This is a genomic window from Pantoea sp. K16 (assembly GCF_048452805.1).
In the GTDB taxonomy this organism is placed as follows: domain Bacteria; phylum Pseudomonadota; class Gammaproteobacteria; order Enterobacterales; family Enterobacteriaceae; genus Pantoea; species Pantoea agglomerans.
The window spans coordinates 294,501-309,801 of the sequence record NZ_JBLWNV010000003.1 but is presented as its reverse complement, the minus strand read 5'-3'; the positions used below and the strand labels follow the sequence as shown (position 1 = coordinate 309,801).

The window sequence follows — 15,301 nt, the reverse complement described above, 5'->3', positions numbered from 1 at the left end:
GGCAATCGCCCGGCGTTTTCTTATCAAATCTGACGCTTACTCACGCCACAGGATATGACAGAGTTTGTGGTCTTTCTCGCGGCACAGCAGCACGCGAGCAAAGACGTCGGTGATCGGTTCACCGTCCGCTTCACCCAGCCCAATCACCACCTCGGCGAAGAAGTCCGGGTTCAGATCGAAATCGACATGATCTTTCCAGTCTTCAGAGGGATCGAACAGCTCTGCGCCACCGCGCTCTTCGAACTGCAGATTGAAGAGAATGACGTCTGCCGGATCAAGATTGTCGACTGCCAGTTCGAGAAAAATATCGTAGGCTTGTTCCAGCGTTTCATCTTCGGTAAGGCGATTATTTAAATCCATAGTCTGTCCTGTCGGCCTGCGGCCATTTACACAATCTGGCTCGTTTTACAGTAAAGGACTGAAGAAGTAAAACAGTCGTTCGACGATGCGTTGCCACCAGGCACGTTTTGCCCAGCGCTTGCCATCCAGCAGGCGGGAACGGGCGATATAGTCATCCTGCACACAGGCGAGATCGCTGCCAAAACCCGCATCATCAACCACCAGCGTCACTTCAAAATTCAGCCATAAACTGCGCATATCGAGATTCACGGTTCCCACCAGGCTCAGTTGTCCGTCGACCAGCACGCTTTTGGTATGCAGCAGGCCATCTTCAAACTGATAAATTTTCACGCCCGCTTCCAGCAACTCACTGAAGAAGGAGCGGCTGGCCCAGCCAACCAGCAGCGAGTCATTGTGACGAGGCACAATCACGCTGACATTGACGCCACGCTGCGCCGCCGTACAGATAGCATGCAGCAGATCGTCGCTCGGCACTAAGTAGGGCGTGGTCATGATCAACTGTTCACGCGCCGAATAGACCGCAGTCAGCAGCGCCTGATGGATCATATCTTCCGGGAAGCCGGGGCCGGAGGCGATCACCTGCACGGTGTGGCCGCTCTCCTGTTCAAACGGCATAATGTTGCGATCGGGCGGCGGCGGTAAAATGCGTTTGCCGGTCTCTATCTCCCAGTCGCAGCTGAAAACAATCCCCATCGCCGTCGCCACCGGGCCTTCCATTCGCGCCATCAGGTCAATCCACTGACCGACACCCGCGCTCTGTTTAAAGAAGCGCGGATCGACCAGGTTCATGCTGCCGGTATAAGCGATGTAGTTATCAATGAGTACGATTTTGCGGTGCTGACGCAGATCCATCCGTCGCAGGAAGACGCGCAGCAGGCTGACCTGCAACGCTTCCACCACATCGATTCCGGCATTGCGCATCATGCCGACCCAGGGACTGCGGAAAAAGGTAACACTGCCCGCAGAGTCGAGCAGCAGACGGCAATGAACGCCACGGCGTGATGCCGCCATCAGCGATTCCGCCACTTCATCCGCCAGACCGCCGGGATGCCATATATAGAACACCATCTCAATGTTGTGGCGAGCCAGCTGGATATCACGAATCAACGCCTGCATCACGTCGTCGGCGCTGGTGAGCAGCTGCAGCTGGTTGCCCTTGACCCCGGCGATGCCCTGACGATGGTAGCAAAGCTCAAACAGCGAACGCGCAACGTCGCTGTGTTCGGTGGCAAAAATTTCACGGCACTGCTTAAGGTCAGTAAGCCAGCGGGCAGTGGATGGCCACATGGTGCGGGCGCGCTCCGCACGACGTTTACCCAGATGGAGTTCGCCAAAAGAGAGATAAGCGATAATCCCTACCAGCGGCAGAATATAGATAACCAGTAGCCAGGCCATCGCGGATGTCACTGCCCGTCGCTTCATCAATACGCGCAGCGTAACCCCGGCGATCAGTAGCCAGTAACCAAACACCAGCAACCAGCTGATCAGGGTATAAAAAGTGGTCATAAAGTGGACATCCCGTTCGCGCTTTCGTCCGGCAAGTTTACGTGCAGATGACGGCTAACGGAACCCTTTATCCCGGACATCCTCGATGAAGGATCCGATTTGGCATTACCGCAGAGATCTCTATAATGCCCTCGCGTATATCTCGTGTGTATGACGTCAGAGAGGAAGTGATGAAACGAAGCAGAAATGAAGTGGCGCGCTGGAGAATGTTACGGCAGGTGCATCGCCGCCGCTCGCGCTGGCTGGAAGGGCAGTCGCGGCGGTATAAGCGTATCCACTGCATTCGCCATCAGCTGGCACAACAGCAGCGTCGTTCGATTCTGTTTATTACGCAGATAATATAGCGAAAGCCCGGTGAATTCAGCCTGTCGGACAAAGCAGGCTATTCAGACTTCAAATCAGGCTTCAAAAAAAACCGATTCTGCCATCGCCCGTCGCGCTATCAGGTGCTCCTGATGCGACGCGCCACGATCGCTGACTTCGCGCATCAGACATTCCATTGAGCTGCCCAGCTCACTCGGCCTGTGGTAACCCACACGATCGTACCATTCGTAAGACCACTTACGCGATTTACGCTGATAATAAACAGTGAGCCACACTGAGCAATTAGCAGGGTAACCACTCATTACTTCTATTTTGGGGTCAACAATAGAAAGGAGCCGGGATAACAGCGGGTCGAGCAATGTAAGGGACTGGCCAGAATAAGTTTTATGCATAATGTGCCCGCGACTGTGCTGTGCATCCATTCAGAGGTTCAACTCACAAGGGGTAAATGTAGACAGCTCTGCGAGATAATTCCTCTTTAATACTAAAAAAAGGACGGAAAGATCATTTTTTAATAGTAAAACAGGTCATGCAGGCGCGGACTAAAGAGGGAATATTAACAGGATAAAAACAGCAGGCTAAAAAGTTGTACAACTTTACAGTGTTGTAATGTGCTGTTATTTATGGGTTTGTTCTCATTAAAACAAGACGATCTGATTTTTTAAGCTAAATATCTGTACAGATAGCTCGTTGTTGTATAACTTTATCGCATCGGTTATTAATCTTAAATGAATCCTATGAGGGTCAACCATGCAGACTAACGTTCGTATTCCCGCTTCAGTCTCTGACATCTCCGCGTATTTACACAGCGCCGCGCAGCCCTCACAACAGGCCATTCTTGGCTCCGTCGTGACGGAAATTATCAGTTCGGGCCGTAGTCTGAATCGTAAAGCGATCTGCTCAAAACTGATCGGCCGCTTACAGCATGTCACCAGCCCGGAAGAAGAACAGCACTATCATGCGCTGATTGGCCTGATTCTGGATCGCGGTTAACTCATCGCTGAAAATAGCCAGTGGCGGGATATTAAAGAGCGTGTATTACTGAAAGACCAGGCCGGTGTACTGCCGGTTTATTATCAATGTCGTTCAGAACAACGCTTTAATTTATTAAGATCAATTGGTCGCTGCGTTTATTCGCGAGGCAGAATATTCAGACCGGCCGGTTGCTGCGACAGAGAGTGATGTGCTGCTCTGTCGCAATGAAACCTCAGGTCTGATTAACCAGCGAGACGTTGTGTCGTCATCATCAGCGTTACGTTCACCAGCTGCAGTGCCGCCGCCAGCACGATCAGCATGACAATCCACTGCTTTTTATTACGCCAGCCCTGAGTTCGCCAGAGATAAACCGCGCTTCCGATCAGTAAAGCGATAATGGCCAGTAGCCCCAGAATGATTATCTGCATCTTTCCTCTCTTGAACGATCAAAATAAAAATGGCTTCTGTGCCAGGCACAGAAGCCATTTTCAATGCTGAGTCACGATCAGAAGACGCGTTTAAACGGCTTAACCGAAACCTGCTTATAGACGCCCGCGGCGAAGTAGGGATCATCCTGTGCCCAGGATTGTGCTTCTTCTAATGACGGGAATTCAGCTATCACGGTTGAGCCGGTAAAGCCCGCTACACCAGGATCGTTGCTGTCGACAGCAGGCATCGGGCCTGCAATGATCAGGCGTCCCTCTTCCTGCAGCAGTTTGAGCCGTGCCAGATGGGCAGGGCGCACGGCGTTACGTTTTTCCAGTGAATCTGCAGTATCTTCTGCATAAATGACGTAAAGCACTAAGGAACTCCCATTAACCAGAATTTCGCAACACGTTAAGGGATTGCCCCTCAGAGTGCAAATGAAACCTCAGAGTGGTTAATGGCTCAGCATAAAGGGCTAAAAAGCGCTTTTCTTCAGGCGGGATGGCGGGAGTTATTGAAACTGATTGCTATTTGCATTTAAAATCGCTGCTTCATTCAATCACTGCGACTGTTATGACCACGCTGACTATGCCATTACCTAAACGCACGCCTGTCTCCATGTTGTTGTCTGTTGCTTTGCATGGGGCCGTGATAGCCGGAATTCTGTATGCTTCATTCCAGCAGGTGATTGAGGTGCCCAAAGCGTCGCAGCCCATCAGCGTTACCATGGTTGCCCCTGAAGTTCAGCCTGAGCCTGCACCGGCCATCGTGGAGCCGCCTGCGCCACAGCCAGAACCTCAGCCAGAACCTCAGCCAGAACCTGAACCGGTGCCGGAACCTCAGCCCGTGCCCGAACCGCCGAAAGCGGAGCCGGTGCCGATTCCCAAACCTGAGCCTAAGCCTAAGCCTAAGCCAAAGCCCAAACCGAAACCAGAGCACAAGCGGGAGCAGCCTAAACGCGAGGTGAAGCCGCGTCAGGAGAGCAAACCGCAGGCCGATCCGTTTAAGCAGGAAGCCCCGGCGACGCAGAACAAACCGACCACGGCGCCAAAATCTACGCCGTCACCCACCTCATCGGCCTCAACCGGCCCAAAAGCACTGAACGTCAGTAAGCCTGGCTATCCACAACGCGCATTTGCACTGCGTGTAGAGGGGCGGGTACGGGTGAAGTTTGATGTGGATAGTGAGGGACGGGTGGATAACATCCAGATCCTCTCTGCTGAGCCGCGCAATATGTTTGAGCGTGAAGTTAAGCAGGCGATGAAAAAGTGGCGCTATCAGAGCGGACGGCCAGGGCAGGGTCTGACCATGAATATCGTGTTTAAGATTAATGGTGGGGCCAGCATAGAATAAAGCGTCAGGTCAGGCTGAAACAGCCTGACCTGTTTTTCATTCGCCGGGTTGCTGGTTAGCGCGACCGGCTGGCAGAGGACGGGAATTACCCTCATTGTCGACCGCCACATAAATAAACACCGCTTCCGTCGCAATGTAAGTTTGTCCAATCGGCTCAGACGACACTTTTTTGATCCACACTTCCACATTAATCGTCATGGAACTGTTGCCGGTACGAAGACAGCTCGCATGGCAGCTCACCACATCGCCCACCGCGACGGGCTTCATAAATGACATGCCGTCGACGCGAACCGTCACCACGCGTCCTTCAGCGATCTCTTTCGCCAGGATAGCGCCACCCATATCCATCTGTGACATCAGCCAGCCACCAAAAATATCGCCGTTGGCGTTGGTGTCTGCTGGCATGGCGAGCGTACGCAGCACCATTTCGCCTTTCGGCAATGTATGTTTTTCGCCCATTGCTTCCACTTCTATGCAGGTGAATGCTAAAAAAATGCCCGGCGGACCGGGCAGATGATTATTTTTGTTCCTGCTGCGGCATCTGTCGCCAGATGTAAAGCCCGCTGAGCAGGGTAAACAGTAAGGTCAGACCGGAGAGACCGAACACTTTAAAGTTAACCCAAAACGCCTGAGATAACCAAAAGGCGACATAGATGTTTACCAGGCCGCAGATAAAGAAGAACAGCGCCCAGGCAACGTTGAGCCGGCGCCAGACCGCGTCGGGCAGCTGCAGCTCTTTGCCCAGCATGCGCTGAATCAGCGTCTGCTCCATAAACCACTGGCTGTAGAGCAGGGCGGCGGCAAACAGGCTGTAGATAACCGTGACTTTCCACTTAATGAACTCATCGTTGTGGAACACCAGCGTCAGGGTGCCAAAAACCGCCACCAGCACAAAGGTGAAAATCGTCATCTTTTCCAGCTTGCGATAGAGCACCCAGCTGACAACCAGCGCCAGACCGGTCGCGACAATCAGCGCGCCCGAGGCGACAAAAATGTCATACAGCTTGTAGAAGATGAAAAAGACCACCAGGGGAAGAAAGTCGAGTAGCTGCTTCATAGTTTTTCCATTCAGAGTTGGCTGCAAATGTGCCCGAAGGCACATCGTCAATCAACGTAACAGCATATAGAGCCGATAAAGATAGATAATCAACATCGCCGAAACCACATTGCCTGCCGCGGTGAAAATCACCGACGAGACATTCAGCGGTAAAACCGTCAGCGAAGAGAAGAACAGCATCACCACCACTTTGGCCAGCAGCCAGAGCAGAATAGCGGGGGCAATCAGCTTCACATTCTTCCACGCCATCCGCATGCTGGCCCGCATGGCGGCAAAGACACCCATCTTCTCACTGGCCACCATCACCGGAGCCAGCGACAGCAGAATCGTCAGCAGAATGCCTGGCACCACCAGCACCATAAAGCCCAGTTGCGCCACCAGCGTCATCAGGAAGGTGAGCAGCAGCAGCTTTGGCAGCAGCGGCGCTGAAGCACCAATCGCCCGCAACGCACTGACACGCTGGCCGGAAGAGACCATCGGGATCAGATAGAGCATTCCGCCAAGCAGCAGCGTGTTCCCCATCAGCGCAGCGAAGGTGCTGGCCGCCGAGGCGCGCAGCAGCACCTGCTGCTGTTCCGGTGACATATTCTGCACCATCTCAAACAGCGAACCGGCGCTATCGTCACCCTGTTGCAGGAGGGCCATCTGATCGGCACCTGGCGTCAGCACATGCACCAGCATGACGGTGATAAAAGCGGCCAGCAGCGACATCAACAGCACCGTAGCCAGTTGATGGCGCGCGAAATTTCCTGTGTCACGGTATAACGAGCTTGCCGTGATAGACATGTACACTCCTTTGAGGAACCGGGTTAATTAACCCGGCGATTGTACATGTTCTGGCAGCTCGCGGGCACCCGCTGTGGCATAACTTTCTGTCATGACAGGTAAAGATGGGGAAAAAAGGGCGGGAAGACCATACCGGGCGCGGGCGCGATCGCAGGCTTCATTGTGGATACCCGCTTCGCCCGACATCGAAAATTCCCGACAGGGCGTCGGACGTTGTTCGTAAATTCCGCAGGAGACACAGCCGCCAATGTCGCCTTCAAGGGCAACGCAGCGCGGCGCGCGATCGTTCGTTCCACGCATATTGCGCATTAACAGGCTGAGCGGTTCGGTTAATGCGGTCGGCACCGGGCCGCCTGCATCATCGGCTTCGGCCCAGTAAAATGAGACGCGGAAATGGGCGCAGCAGGCGCCACAGCTGACACAAGGGTTAGTTATTTCACTCATTTGATCACCCGCCCCTCCCAGGGCATCGAACCAAAATCACCAGAGAAGATAAGCAAAATAGGCCTGGCGAAATTATTCAGCAAGGGGAATTTTGCTGCGCCAGCCCGAGCCGAAATTGATCTAAATCAATTCATTGTTTTTTAAGTAATTTATCTGAAGGGTACAGAGTGCAATTTTCTGTAAATCACGTTAAATATTTGCCAGCAAAAAGCGATGACGTTCGCGACATTAACATTAAGCAAAGGAGTGATGATGAAACTGGCAAAATGCGCGATGCTGCTGGCTCTGGCTTTTCCCCAACTGTCGATGGCCCACGAAGCAGGCGACTTCTTTATGCGTGCCGGTAGTGCCACCGTCCGGCCCACCGAAGGTTCCGATAATGTGTTAGGGATGGGCGAGTTCAGCGCATCCAACGACACGCAGCTGGGCCTGACCTTTACTTACATGGCAACGGATAACATTGGTGTCGAATTACTGGCCGCCACACCGTTCCGTCACAAGGTAGGCCTGGGCCCGACCGGAACACTGGCAACGGTACGCCAGTTACCGCCTACGCTGATGGCGCAGTACTACTTCTTTGACAGCAAGAGCAAAGCGCGTCCTTACGTTGGCGTGGGTATCAACTACACCACCTTTTACGATGCCGATTTCAATCAAACGGGCCGCGATGCGGGCCTGACCGATCTCAGCGTGAAGGATTCCTGGGGTGTGGCGGGTCAGGTCGGTCTGGATTATCAGATTAACCGTGACTGGATGCTGAATGCGTCGGTGTGGTACATGGATATTGATACGGAAGTGAAGTTTAAAGCGGGTGGCGAGCAGCAGAATATCAATATGCGCATCGATCCCTGGGTCTTCTTCTTCGGAGCGGGTTACCGTTTCTGATGATAAAGATGATAAAAAGGCCGCTAAATCAGCGGCCTTTTTTGTCTGTTAAGACGTTATTTGATCTGCATATTGTTAACAACGGACTTCACGCCCGCCACGCTGCGCGTAACCTGAACGGCACGGTTAGCCATCTGTGGTGATGAAACAAAACCGCTCAGCTGAACTTTACCTTTAAAGGTTTCTACGTTGATTTCAGTTGATTTCAGCGAGTCATCTTTCAGCAGTTCACCCTTAACTTTTGTGGTCACCACGGTGTCATCAATATAGCCACCGGTTCCCTCTTTGGTTGCGGTTGGCGCACAGGCGCTCAGTGTCAGCGCAACCACGCCCGCCAGTACAGCACCTGTCAGCAGTTTAACGAATTTCATTGCTTTCTCTCCCTGTCACAAAATGGATGCGACGTTACCGTAACGGCGCATTGTCATTGTGGTGCAGATTTTGCAAAAAGGGCAAATGGGGGAATGAAAAAAAAGGAAACAAATCATGCCTTATCGCGCGATAAGGCATGCTGGCAGGATTAACGGCTGGCGGCTTTAAGACGGCTGACAAAGTTCTTCAGCTCGCTCAGCATCACCTCAGGCTCTGAATGATGTTTTTCGATGATTCTGACAATCGCAGAGCCGGAGATCGCACCCGCAGCGCCCGCGGCGATCGCTTCCTTCACCTGTTCAGGCTCAGAGATACCAAAGCCCTGCAGCGGCGGGGCTGCATGGTATTCACGCAGCTTGTCGATCAGATGCTGCAACGGCAGGCTGGCACGGTTTTCAGCACCGGTCACGCCCGCGCGCGACAGCAGGTAGGTGTAACCCCGTCCGTGTGAAGCGATCTCGCGCAGCAGCTCATCGCTGGCGTTAGGCGGACAGATGAAGATGGGTGCCACGCCATGACGCAGCGCAGCCTGACGGAAGGGCGCGGACTCTTCAACGGGCACATCCGCCACCAGCACCGAATCCACACCCGCCTCTGCACAACGGGCATAGAACTCATCCACACCGTTGGTGAAGACCAGATTGGCGTACATCAGCAATCCAATCGGCAGATCCGGATACTTACGGCGGATAGTGGCCAGCATTTCAAAGCATTGGCTGGTGTTGGTGCCCGCCGCAAAGGCGCGTAACGTCGCATTCTGGATGGTCGGGCCATCTGCAAGGGGATCGGAAAAGGGAATACCCAGCTCCAGTGCATCCGCGCCTCCTTCAACCAGGGCATCAATCACACGCAGTGAAAGCTCCGGTGACGGATCGCCCAGCGTAACAAAAGGAACGAAAGCCCCTTCGTTATTCGCTGACAGACGCGTAAACAGTTGATTGTAACGTTCCATCAGATTTCTCCCTGCGCTGTCAAAATGTCATGAACGGTGAAAATATCTTTGTCGCCGCGGCCAGAGAGGTTGACCACAATCAACTGCTCTTTTTCCGGCTCAGCCTGAATCATCTTCATGGCGTGCGCCAGGGCGTGGGATGACTCCAGCGCCGGAATAATACCTTCATCGCGACAGAGCTGTTTAAAGGCGGCCAGCGCTTCGTTATCGGTGATGGAGACATATTCCGCACGACCGATGCTGTTCAGGTGCGCATGCTGCGGGCCTACCGACGGGAAGTCGAGACCGGCAGAGATCGAGTAAGACTCCTCAATCTGGCCATCATGGGTCTGCATCATCGGCGATTTCATACCGAAGTAGATGCCGACGCGACCGTGCTTGAGCGGCGCGCCATGCTCGCCGGTCTCAATGCCGTGGCCCGCAGGCTCTACGCCGATCAGCTTCACGCTGGTCTCATCGATAAAGTCGGCAAACATGCCGATGGCGTTGGAGCCGCCGCCCACACAGGCGAGGATCGCATCGGGCAGACGCCCCTCTCTTTCCAGAATCTGCTTTTTAGTCTCTTCGCCAATCATGCGCTGGAACTCACGCACAATCGTCGGGAAGGGATGCGGACCCGCTGCGGTGCCGAGCATATAGTGTGATGTCTCGTAGCTGCCAGACCAGTCGCGCAGCGCTTCATTACAGGCATCTTTCAGCGTGGCGGAGCCGCTGTGCACCGGGATCACTTCTGCGCCCATCAGACGCATACGGAAGACGTTGGGTGACTGACGCTCCACATCTTTTGCGCCCATATAGATGCGGCATTTCATGCCCAGCAGCGCACAGGCCAGCGCTGAAGCTACGCCGTGCTGACCCGCACCGGTTTCGGCAATGATTTCGTTTTTGCCCATGCGTTTGGCTAACAGCGCCTGACCCAGCACCTGGTTGGTCTTGTGCGCGCCACCGTGCAGCAGATCTTCACGCTTAAGATAGAGGCGGGTTTTGGTGCCTTTAGTCAGGTTTTTGCACAGCGTCAGGGCGGTAGGGCGACCCGCATAGTTCTTCAGCAGGTCGGTAAACTCGGCCTGAAACTCAGGATCTTTCTGGGCGTCGACAAACGCCTGTTCCAGCTGGCGCAGGGCTGGCATCAGGATTTGCGGAACATACATTCCGCCAAATTCGCCAAAGTAGGGATTAAGTAACGTCATTTTTTATCTTCCTTTCTCGGGCCCGCCGTTGAGCAGGCCAGGCAAATCAGTAGGCTCGCAGTGTCTGAAACACAGCGGCAATTTTACGGGCATCTTTGATGCCAGGCGCGCTTTCCACGCCAGAGTTGAAGTCCAGTCCGGCACAGCCGAGCTGCGCGGCTTCAACACAGTTATCCGCGCTCAGGCCACCGGCCAGCAGCACGTTGTTGAGCGTCTGCCCCTGCAACAGCGACCAGTCGAAACGCTGTCCGGTTCCGCCGTCGCCATTATCAAACACATAACGGTCAACATGAGGCCAGTCGCGCGCCGGTAAGGTGCCTTCAATGCGCAGCGCCTTCCAGATTTGAATCTCAGCTGGCAGAGCCGCACGCAGTTCAGCCACAAACGCCGGCGTCTCGTTACCATGCAGCTGCACCGCAGAGAGTGAAAGCGCACCGGCTTGCGTGACAATGTCACTTATAGCGGCATTGCGGAACACGCCGACGTAGCGCAGCGGCGCCGCAGCGATCACGGTCTGCGCCGTAACGGTGTCAATCTGGCGCGGTGAACCTTCCGCGAAGATTAGACCACCATAGATTGCCCCGGCTTCATAGGCGGCACGCGCATCCTCGGCACGGGTCAGGCCGCACACTTTATTGCTGCCCAGCGTGACCCGACGCACCGCTGCGGTCAGGTCGGCTTCTTCCATCAGTGCAGAACCAATCAGGAAGCCGTTGGCAAAATGGCTCAGCTCGCGAATATCGGCATAGCTGTTAATGCCTGATTCGCTGATTACTGTGACGCCGTGTGACAGGCGCGGTGCCAGCTGCCGGGTGCGGTTAAGATCGATAGAGAGGTCACGCAGATCGCGGTTGTTGATACCCACGACTTTGGCCTGCAGCGCGATAGCCCGCTCCAGTTCCTCTTCATTACTCACTTCAGTCAGAATGCCCATCTTCAGGCTGTGCGCCACGGCGGCCAGCTGACGATACTGCTCATCATCCAGCACTGACAGCATCAGCAGAATCGCATCTGCCTGGTAGTAACGAGCCAGATAGATCTGATAAGGGTCGATGATAAAATCTTTGCACAGCACCGGCTGGGTGATGGCCGCGCTGACAATCGGCAGAAAGGCGAAGTCGCCCTGAAAATATTTCTCATCGGTCAGCACAGATACCGCGGAAGCGTAGTGGCGGTAGACCCCGGCAATGGCGGCTGGATCGAAATCCTCGCGAATAATGCCTTTCGAAGGAGAGGCCTTTTTACACTCCAGGATAAACGCGGTTCTTGCACCCTGCAGCGCGTCGTAGAAATGACGGCTGGCAGGTTCAATGCTGTTCTGAAAGGTAGAGAGAGGCTGCTGCTGCTGACGGGCTTCAACCCAAATCGCTTTGTCCTGAACAATTTTTTCTAACACGGTGCCTTTCATGATTATCCTCTTGCTGCCAGTGCGACAACACGCTCATAAGCCTGTCCGCTGCGGATGGCGTTAAGCGCCTGCTGTGCGTTTTCACGCAGATCTTCCTGACCGAATACTTTAAGCAACATCGCCACGTTGACGGCGACGGCCTCCTCATGGGCCTGCTGGCCATTACCCTGGAGTAAAGAGGTCAGAATGTCACGATTTTCTTCCGGCGTGCCGCCCGCCAGCGCCTCTTTGGGATGGAAGCCAAAACCAAAGTCCTCTGGCGAGAGCTGATAGCGCGTAATTTCACCTTCACGCAGTTCGGCCACATGGGTCACGTCGTGCAGCGCCACCTCATCCATTCCGCCACCGTGAACCACCGCCGCGCGCTGATAACCCAGCACTTTCAGCGTCTGAGCAATCGGCATCACCAGTTCCGGGCTGTAGACGCCAATCACCGCCAGTGGCGGGCGTGCCGGATTGATCAGCGGACCCAGCACGTTAAACAGCGTACGGGTCTTAAGCTGCTGGCGGACCGGCATCGCGTGGCGAAAACCGGTGTGATACTGCGGCGCAAACAGGAAGCAGACATTGAGATCGTCCAGCGCCTGGCGCGCCCGGTCAGCAGGCATATCGAGATTGATGCCAAAGGCGGCCAGCAGATCGGAGGAGCCCGATTTGCTGGAGACGCTGCGGTTGCCGTGCTTCGCCACTTTCAGACCGCAGGTCGCAGCGACAAAGGCGCTGGCAGTCGAGATATTAATGCTGTTACTGCCGTCGCCGCCGGTGCCCACAATGTCCGCAAACGCATAATCAGGGCGGGGAAAAGGTTTGGCATCTTCCAGCAGCGCGGTGGCGGCTCCGGCAATCTCTTCCGGCGTTTCACCGCGCACTTTCATGGCGATCAGCGCGGCAGCGAGCTGCGTTGGCTCCAGCTGTCCGGTAATGATGGCGCTGAACAGCTGATGACTCTCAGCCTGATTCAGCGTCTGCGCCTGGTAAAGTTTTTCCAGTGTCTGTTGCATGTTTATTCTCCCTGTTACTTTGCCAGCGCCCAGGCCAGCGTCTGCTCAAGCAGGCGCGCGCCCTGAGAAGTCAAAATCGATTCAGGATGGAACTGAAACCCGCATACGCGATCGGTTTCATGGCGAACGGCCATCACCATCCCGTTGTAACTGGCGTTCACCGTCAGCTCTTCCGGCGTGTTGCTGCCCACCAGCGAGTGATAGCGCGCCACCGGCAGCGGATTGCTCAGACCGGCAAACATCGCCTCGCCGTCATGGTCGATTGAAGAGGCTTTGCCGTGCAGGATCTCGCCTGCCTGGCCCACATGGCCGCCATAGGCTTCGACAATCGCCTGGTGACCCAGACAGATACCGATAATTGGCAGACGACCACGCAGCACCCGCAGCAGCTCCGGCATACAGCCAGCATCTTTTGGCGCGCCGGGACCGGGAGAGAGCATCAGCACCGGGTTCTCCATCCGCTGCAGCTGTTCAATAAGCAGTTCGGCGGGCAGGTTGTTGCGGTAAATCACCACGTTGTGACCAAAGGTCCGCAGCTGATCAACCAGGTTATAGGTAAAAGAGTCGATGTTATCGAGCAGCAGAATATCAGCCATCAGAAGATCTCCTTGCAGTGATGGGCAGTCGCGATAGCGCGCAGTACGGCGCGCGCTTTGTTGCGGCTTTCATCAGCTTCAGCCTGCGGATTTGAATCCAGTACCACACCTGCGCCCGCCTGAACGGTGGCGACGCCGTCTTCTACGTAGGCGGAGCGGATAACGATACAGGTATCGAGATCGCCCTGGGCGGTGAAGTAGCCCACCGCGCCGCCGTAGCTGCCGCGACGGGTGCGTTCAGCCCCGGCAATCAACTGCATGGCGCGAACTTTTGGTGCTCCGCTCAGCGTGCCCATGTTCATACAGGCACGATAAGCGTGCAGCACATCGAGGTCCGCGCGCAGCGTACCCACCACGCGGGAAACCAGATGCATCACAAACGAGTAGCGGTCGACTTTGGTCAGGTCAGCCACGTAACGGCTGCCGGGCACGCAGATACGCGCCAGATCGTTACGCGCCAGATCCACCAGCATCAGATGCTCAGCCAGCTCTTTATGGTCGGTACGCATCTCCAGCTCAATGCGGCTGTCGAGATCGCGGTCCAGTGAGCCATCAGCATGGCGGCCACGCGGGCGGGTACCGGCAATCGGGTAGATCTCAATCTGACGGGAGGTGGCGTCATACTTCAGCGAACTCTCCGGCGACGCGCCAAACAATGAGAAATCCTGATCCTGCATGAAAAACATGTAGGGGCTGGGATTGCTGTTTTTCAGTGTCTCATAAGCAGCCAGCGGCGACGGGCACGGCAGCGAGAAGCGACGTGACGGCACGACCTGGAAAATTTCGCCGATGCGAACAGCCTGTTGAAGTGTGCGTACTACGTCGCAATACTCTTCATCACTCTGGCTGGTGGTCAGCGTCATCTGTTCTACCGGCTGGACCGGCAGAGCCGGTGCCGGTTGCAGCATCTGGCCGTGCAACTGCTCGATGCGGCGCTGCAGGCGCTGGAACTCGCTGGTGGATGGGCAGAACAGGCTGGCCTGCAGACGCGCACTGCGGGTCTGGTGATCGATCACCAGTAAGGTTTCTGCCAGGTAAAAACAGTAGTCGGGGCAGCGTTGCTGATTATCCAGCTCCGGCAGGGTTTCAAAACCGGCAACCAGATCATAAGCAAACAGGCCACCCAGCAGTACGGCTTCGCGCTCATCGGCAGGGGAGTTGACCAGTTGTGGAATCAGACGCAAAGCATCAAACACCGACAGTGCCTTGAGGCGGGAATCTTCATCCTGCTGATGGTCGGTGCTCTGCGGGAAAGTCAGCTCGCGTCCATCGGGACGAACCTGATTGCTGACCGACGCAGGCAGGGCCTCATCCAGCAGCGGCAGCAGGGCGCGGCCATTTTCTGACAACGCCTGAACGGTGACATTGTTGCCCATTGCGCTGACGCGCAGCGCGCTGTCGACAATCAGCAGGCTTTTTAAGTTGCGCTTGCTGTCGATGTCAGCGGATTCAAGCAGCAGGGTTGCCGGACGTGCGCCGCACAGCTGGTGAAACACTGCGGCCGGATCTTCGCGGTAGGGTGCGGTGCCGGTAATCAACTTCACTGTAGGTTTCGCATTTGGCATGATGATTTCTCTGAATTTCGCTCAAAAAAAAGCCCGCTCGGTGGCGGGCTCAGGTATTAGCACAGCGTTTACGCAAAGTGTGCACGACCCTGTCGCCCGTT

Annotated in this window: 18 protein-coding genes, 1 pseudogene and 1 other annotated feature (1 of these 20 running past the window's edge); of the genes and pseudogenes, 4 read left to right on the top strand and 15 right to left on the bottom strand. The window is 55.2% G+C overall.

Features of this window, described 5'->3' with window-relative positions:
- Positions 1-36: 36 nt before the first annotated feature.
- A complete protein-coding gene (locus tag ACK13D_RS05915; RefSeq protein WP_003853921.1) occupies positions 37-360 on the bottom strand; it encodes an HI1450 family dsDNA-mimic protein in 324 nt (107 codons plus the stop codon).
- 45 nt (positions 361-405) lie between these two features.
- Positions 406-1,866, bottom strand: a complete 1,461-nt coding sequence (gene cls, locus ACK13D_RS05910) for a cardiolipin synthase (RefSeq protein ID WP_010244396.1) — start codon at positions 1,864-1,866, stop codon at positions 406-408.
- A gap of 170 nt (positions 1,867-2,036) precedes the next feature.
- Here cls and ACK13D_RS05905 point away from each other — a divergent pair, with 170 nt between their 5' ends.
- Positions 2,037-2,210: a YciY family protein gene (locus ACK13D_RS05905; protein WP_003853917.1), complete on the top strand. Its 174-nt coding sequence runs from the start codon at positions 2,037-2,039 to the stop codon at positions 2,208-2,210.
- Positions 2,211-2,264: 54 nt separating this feature from the next.
- Here ACK13D_RS05905 and ACK13D_RS05900 read toward each other — a convergent pair whose 3' ends face one another.
- Positions 2,265-2,492: a hypothetical protein gene (locus ACK13D_RS05900; RefSeq protein WP_223563847.1), complete on the bottom strand. Its 228-nt coding sequence runs from the start codon at positions 2,490-2,492 to the stop codon at positions 2,265-2,267.
- A 448-nt stretch (positions 2,493-2,940) separates the two neighbouring features.
- On the opposite strand from ACK13D_RS05900, the gene ycgZ reads away from it, so the two are divergent.
- On the top strand, positions 2,941-3,183 hold the full coding sequence (gene ycgZ, locus ACK13D_RS05895; protein ID WP_010244401.1) for a regulatory protein YcgZ: 243 nt from the start codon (positions 2,941-2,943) through the stop codon (positions 3,181-3,183).
- A gap of 224 nt (positions 3,184-3,407) precedes the next feature.
- Here the strand turns inward: ycgZ and ACK13D_RS05890 are convergent, their stop codons facing one another.
- Entirely contained in the window at positions 3,408-3,593 is a 186-nt protein-coding gene (locus tag ACK13D_RS05890) for a hypothetical protein (protein ID WP_010670260.1), read from the bottom strand.
- Between the two features lie 77 nt (positions 3,594-3,670).
- Positions 3,671-3,967, bottom strand: a complete 297-nt coding sequence (locus ACK13D_RS05885; RefSeq protein WP_010244407.1) for a YciI family protein — start codon at positions 3,965-3,967, stop codon at positions 3,671-3,673.
- Between the two features lie 197 nt (positions 3,968-4,164).
- On the opposite strand from ACK13D_RS05885, the gene tonB reads away from it, so the two are divergent.
- Positions 4,165-4,944, top strand: a complete 780-nt coding sequence (gene tonB, locus ACK13D_RS05880) for a TonB system transport protein TonB (protein WP_418795912.1) — start codon at positions 4,165-4,167, stop codon at positions 4,942-4,944.
- A gap of 36 nt (positions 4,945-4,980) precedes the next feature.
- On the opposite strand, the gene yciA is transcribed toward tonB, so the two are convergent.
- Genes yciA through ACK13D_RS05860 form a run of 4 tightly spaced genes read right to left on the bottom strand, consistent with a single transcriptional unit; the run spans position 4,981 to position 7,231 of the window.
- Positions 4,981-5,403, bottom strand: a complete 423-nt coding sequence (yciA, locus tag ACK13D_RS05875) for an acyl-CoA thioester hydrolase YciA (RefSeq protein ID WP_010244413.1) — start codon at positions 5,401-5,403, stop codon at positions 4,981-4,983.
- A 58-nt stretch (positions 5,404-5,461) separates the two neighbouring features.
- Positions 5,462-6,001, bottom strand: a complete 540-nt coding sequence (locus ACK13D_RS05870; RefSeq protein WP_010244416.1) for a septation protein A — start codon at positions 5,999-6,001, stop codon at positions 5,462-5,464.
- 51 nt (positions 6,002-6,052) lie between these two features.
- Positions 6,053-6,787: a YciC family protein gene (locus tag ACK13D_RS05865; protein ID WP_010244420.1), complete on the bottom strand. Its 735-nt coding sequence runs from the start codon at positions 6,785-6,787 to the stop codon at positions 6,053-6,055.
- A 27-nt stretch (positions 6,788-6,814) separates the two neighbouring features.
- Positions 6,815-7,231: a YkgJ family cysteine cluster protein gene (locus ACK13D_RS05860; protein ID WP_187506979.1), complete on the bottom strand. Its 417-nt coding sequence runs from the start codon at positions 7,229-7,231 to the stop codon at positions 6,815-6,817.
- A gap of 249 nt (positions 7,232-7,480) precedes the next feature.
- On the opposite strand from ACK13D_RS05860, the gene ompW reads away from it, so the two are divergent.
- Positions 7,481-8,116, top strand: coding sequence for an outer membrane protein OmpW (gene ompW / locus ACK13D_RS05855; RefSeq protein WP_029519099.1), 636 nt, complete (start codon positions 7,481-7,483; stop codon positions 8,114-8,116).
- Positions 8,117-8,172: 56 nt separating this feature from the next.
- Here the strand turns inward: ompW and ACK13D_RS05850 are convergent, their stop codons facing one another.
- From ACK13D_RS05850 to ACK13D_RS05825, 6 genes and pseudogenes are all read right to left on the bottom strand, one after another.
- Complete coding sequence (locus ACK13D_RS05850; RefSeq protein WP_010244430.1) at positions 8,173-8,487, bottom strand: BON domain-containing protein; 315 nt, start codon at positions 8,485-8,487, stop codon at positions 8,173-8,175.
- A 149-nt stretch (positions 8,488-8,636) separates the two neighbouring features.
- Complete coding sequence (gene trpA / locus ACK13D_RS05845) at positions 8,637-9,440, bottom strand: tryptophan synthase subunit alpha (protein WP_010670255.1); 804 nt, start codon at positions 9,438-9,440, stop codon at positions 8,637-8,639.
- Entirely contained in the window at positions 9,440-10,630 is a 1,191-nt protein-coding gene (gene trpB, locus ACK13D_RS05840; protein ID WP_010244436.1) for a tryptophan synthase subunit beta, read from the bottom strand. The genes trpA and trpB overlap by 1 nt, the downstream gene beginning before the upstream one ends.
- Positions 10,631-10,676: 46 nt before the next feature.
- Positions 10,677-12,038: a bifunctional indole-3-glycerol-phosphate synthase TrpC/phosphoribosylanthranilate isomerase TrpF gene (gene trpCF / locus ACK13D_RS05835; RefSeq protein WP_336998732.1), complete on the bottom strand. Its 1,362-nt coding sequence runs from the start codon at positions 12,036-12,038 to the stop codon at positions 10,677-10,679.
- A 2-nt stretch (positions 12,039-12,040) separates the two neighbouring features.
- Positions 12,041-13,635: pseudogene (gene trpD, locus ACK13D_RS05830) on the bottom strand (bifunctional anthranilate synthase glutamate amidotransferase component TrpG/anthranilate phosphoribosyltransferase TrpD).
- Positions 13,635-15,200, bottom strand: coding sequence for an anthranilate synthase component 1 (locus ACK13D_RS05825; protein WP_010670253.1), 1,566 nt, complete (start codon positions 15,198-15,200; stop codon positions 13,635-13,637). The pseudogene trpD and the gene ACK13D_RS05825 overlap by 1 nt, the downstream one beginning before the upstream one ends.
- A gap of 23 nt (positions 15,201-15,223) precedes the next feature.
- Positions 15,224-15,301: a sequence feature (Trp leader region), on the bottom strand; it runs 24 nt beyond the window's last position.

Bases quoted from the DNA above. Each gene is read 5' to 3' on its own strand.
- ACK13D_RS05915 (WP_003853921.1), bottom strand. From the start codon at position 360: ATGGATTTAAATAATCGCCTTACCGAAGATGAAACGCTGGAACAAGCC.
- cls (WP_010244396.1), bottom strand. From the start codon at position 1,866: ATGACCACTTTTTATACCCTGATCAGCTGGTTGCTGGTGTTTGGTTAC.
- ACK13D_RS05905 (WP_003853917.1), top strand. From the start codon at position 2,037: ATGAAACGAAGCAGAAATGAAGTGGCGCGCTGGAGAATGTTACGGCAG.
- ACK13D_RS05900 (WP_223563847.1), bottom strand. From the start codon at position 2,492: ATGAGTGGTTACCCTGCTAATTGCTCAGTGTGGCTCACTGTTTATTAT.
- ycgZ (WP_010244401.1), top strand. From the start codon at position 2,941: ATGCAGACTAACGTTCGTATTCCCGCTTCAGTCTCTGACATCTCCGCG.
- ACK13D_RS05890 (WP_010670260.1), bottom strand. From the start codon at position 3,593: ATGCAGATAATCATTCTGGGGCTACTGGCCATTATCGCTTTACTGATC.
- tonB (WP_418795912.1), top strand. From the start codon at position 4,165: ATGACCACGCTGACTATGCCATTACCTAAACGCACGCCTGTCTCCATG.
- yciA (WP_010244413.1), bottom strand. From the start codon at position 5,403: ATGGGCGAAAAACATACATTGCCGAAAGGCGAAATGGTGCTGCGTACG.
- ACK13D_RS05870 (WP_010244416.1), bottom strand. From the start codon at position 6,001: ATGAAGCAGCTACTCGACTTTCTTCCCCTGGTGGTCTTTTTCATCTTC.
- ACK13D_RS05865 (WP_010244420.1), bottom strand. From the start codon at position 6,787: ATGTCTATCACGGCAAGCTCGTTATACCGTGACACAGGAAATTTCGCG.
- ACK13D_RS05860 (WP_187506979.1), bottom strand. From the start codon at position 7,231: ATGAGTGAAATAACTAACCCTTGTGTCAGCTGTGGCGCCTGCTGCGCC.
- ompW (WP_029519099.1), top strand. From the start codon at position 7,481: ATGATGAAACTGGCAAAATGCGCGATGCTGCTGGCTCTGGCTTTTCCC.
- ACK13D_RS05850 (WP_010244430.1), bottom strand. From the start codon at position 8,487: ATGAAATTCGTTAAACTGCTGACAGGTGCTGTACTGGCGGGCGTGGTT.
- trpA (WP_010670255.1), bottom strand. From the start codon at position 9,440: ATGGAACGTTACAATCAACTGTTTACGCGTCTGTCAGCGAATAACGAA.
- trpB (WP_010244436.1), bottom strand. From the start codon at position 10,630: ATGACGTTACTTAATCCCTACTTTGGCGAATTTGGCGGAATGTATGTT.
- trpCF (WP_336998732.1), bottom strand. From the start codon at position 12,038: ATGAAAGGCACCGTGTTAGAAAAAATTGTTCAGGACAAAGCGATTTGG.
- ACK13D_RS05825 (WP_010670253.1), bottom strand. From the start codon at position 15,200: ATGCCAAATGCGAAACCTACAGTGAAGTTGATTACCGGCACCGCACCC.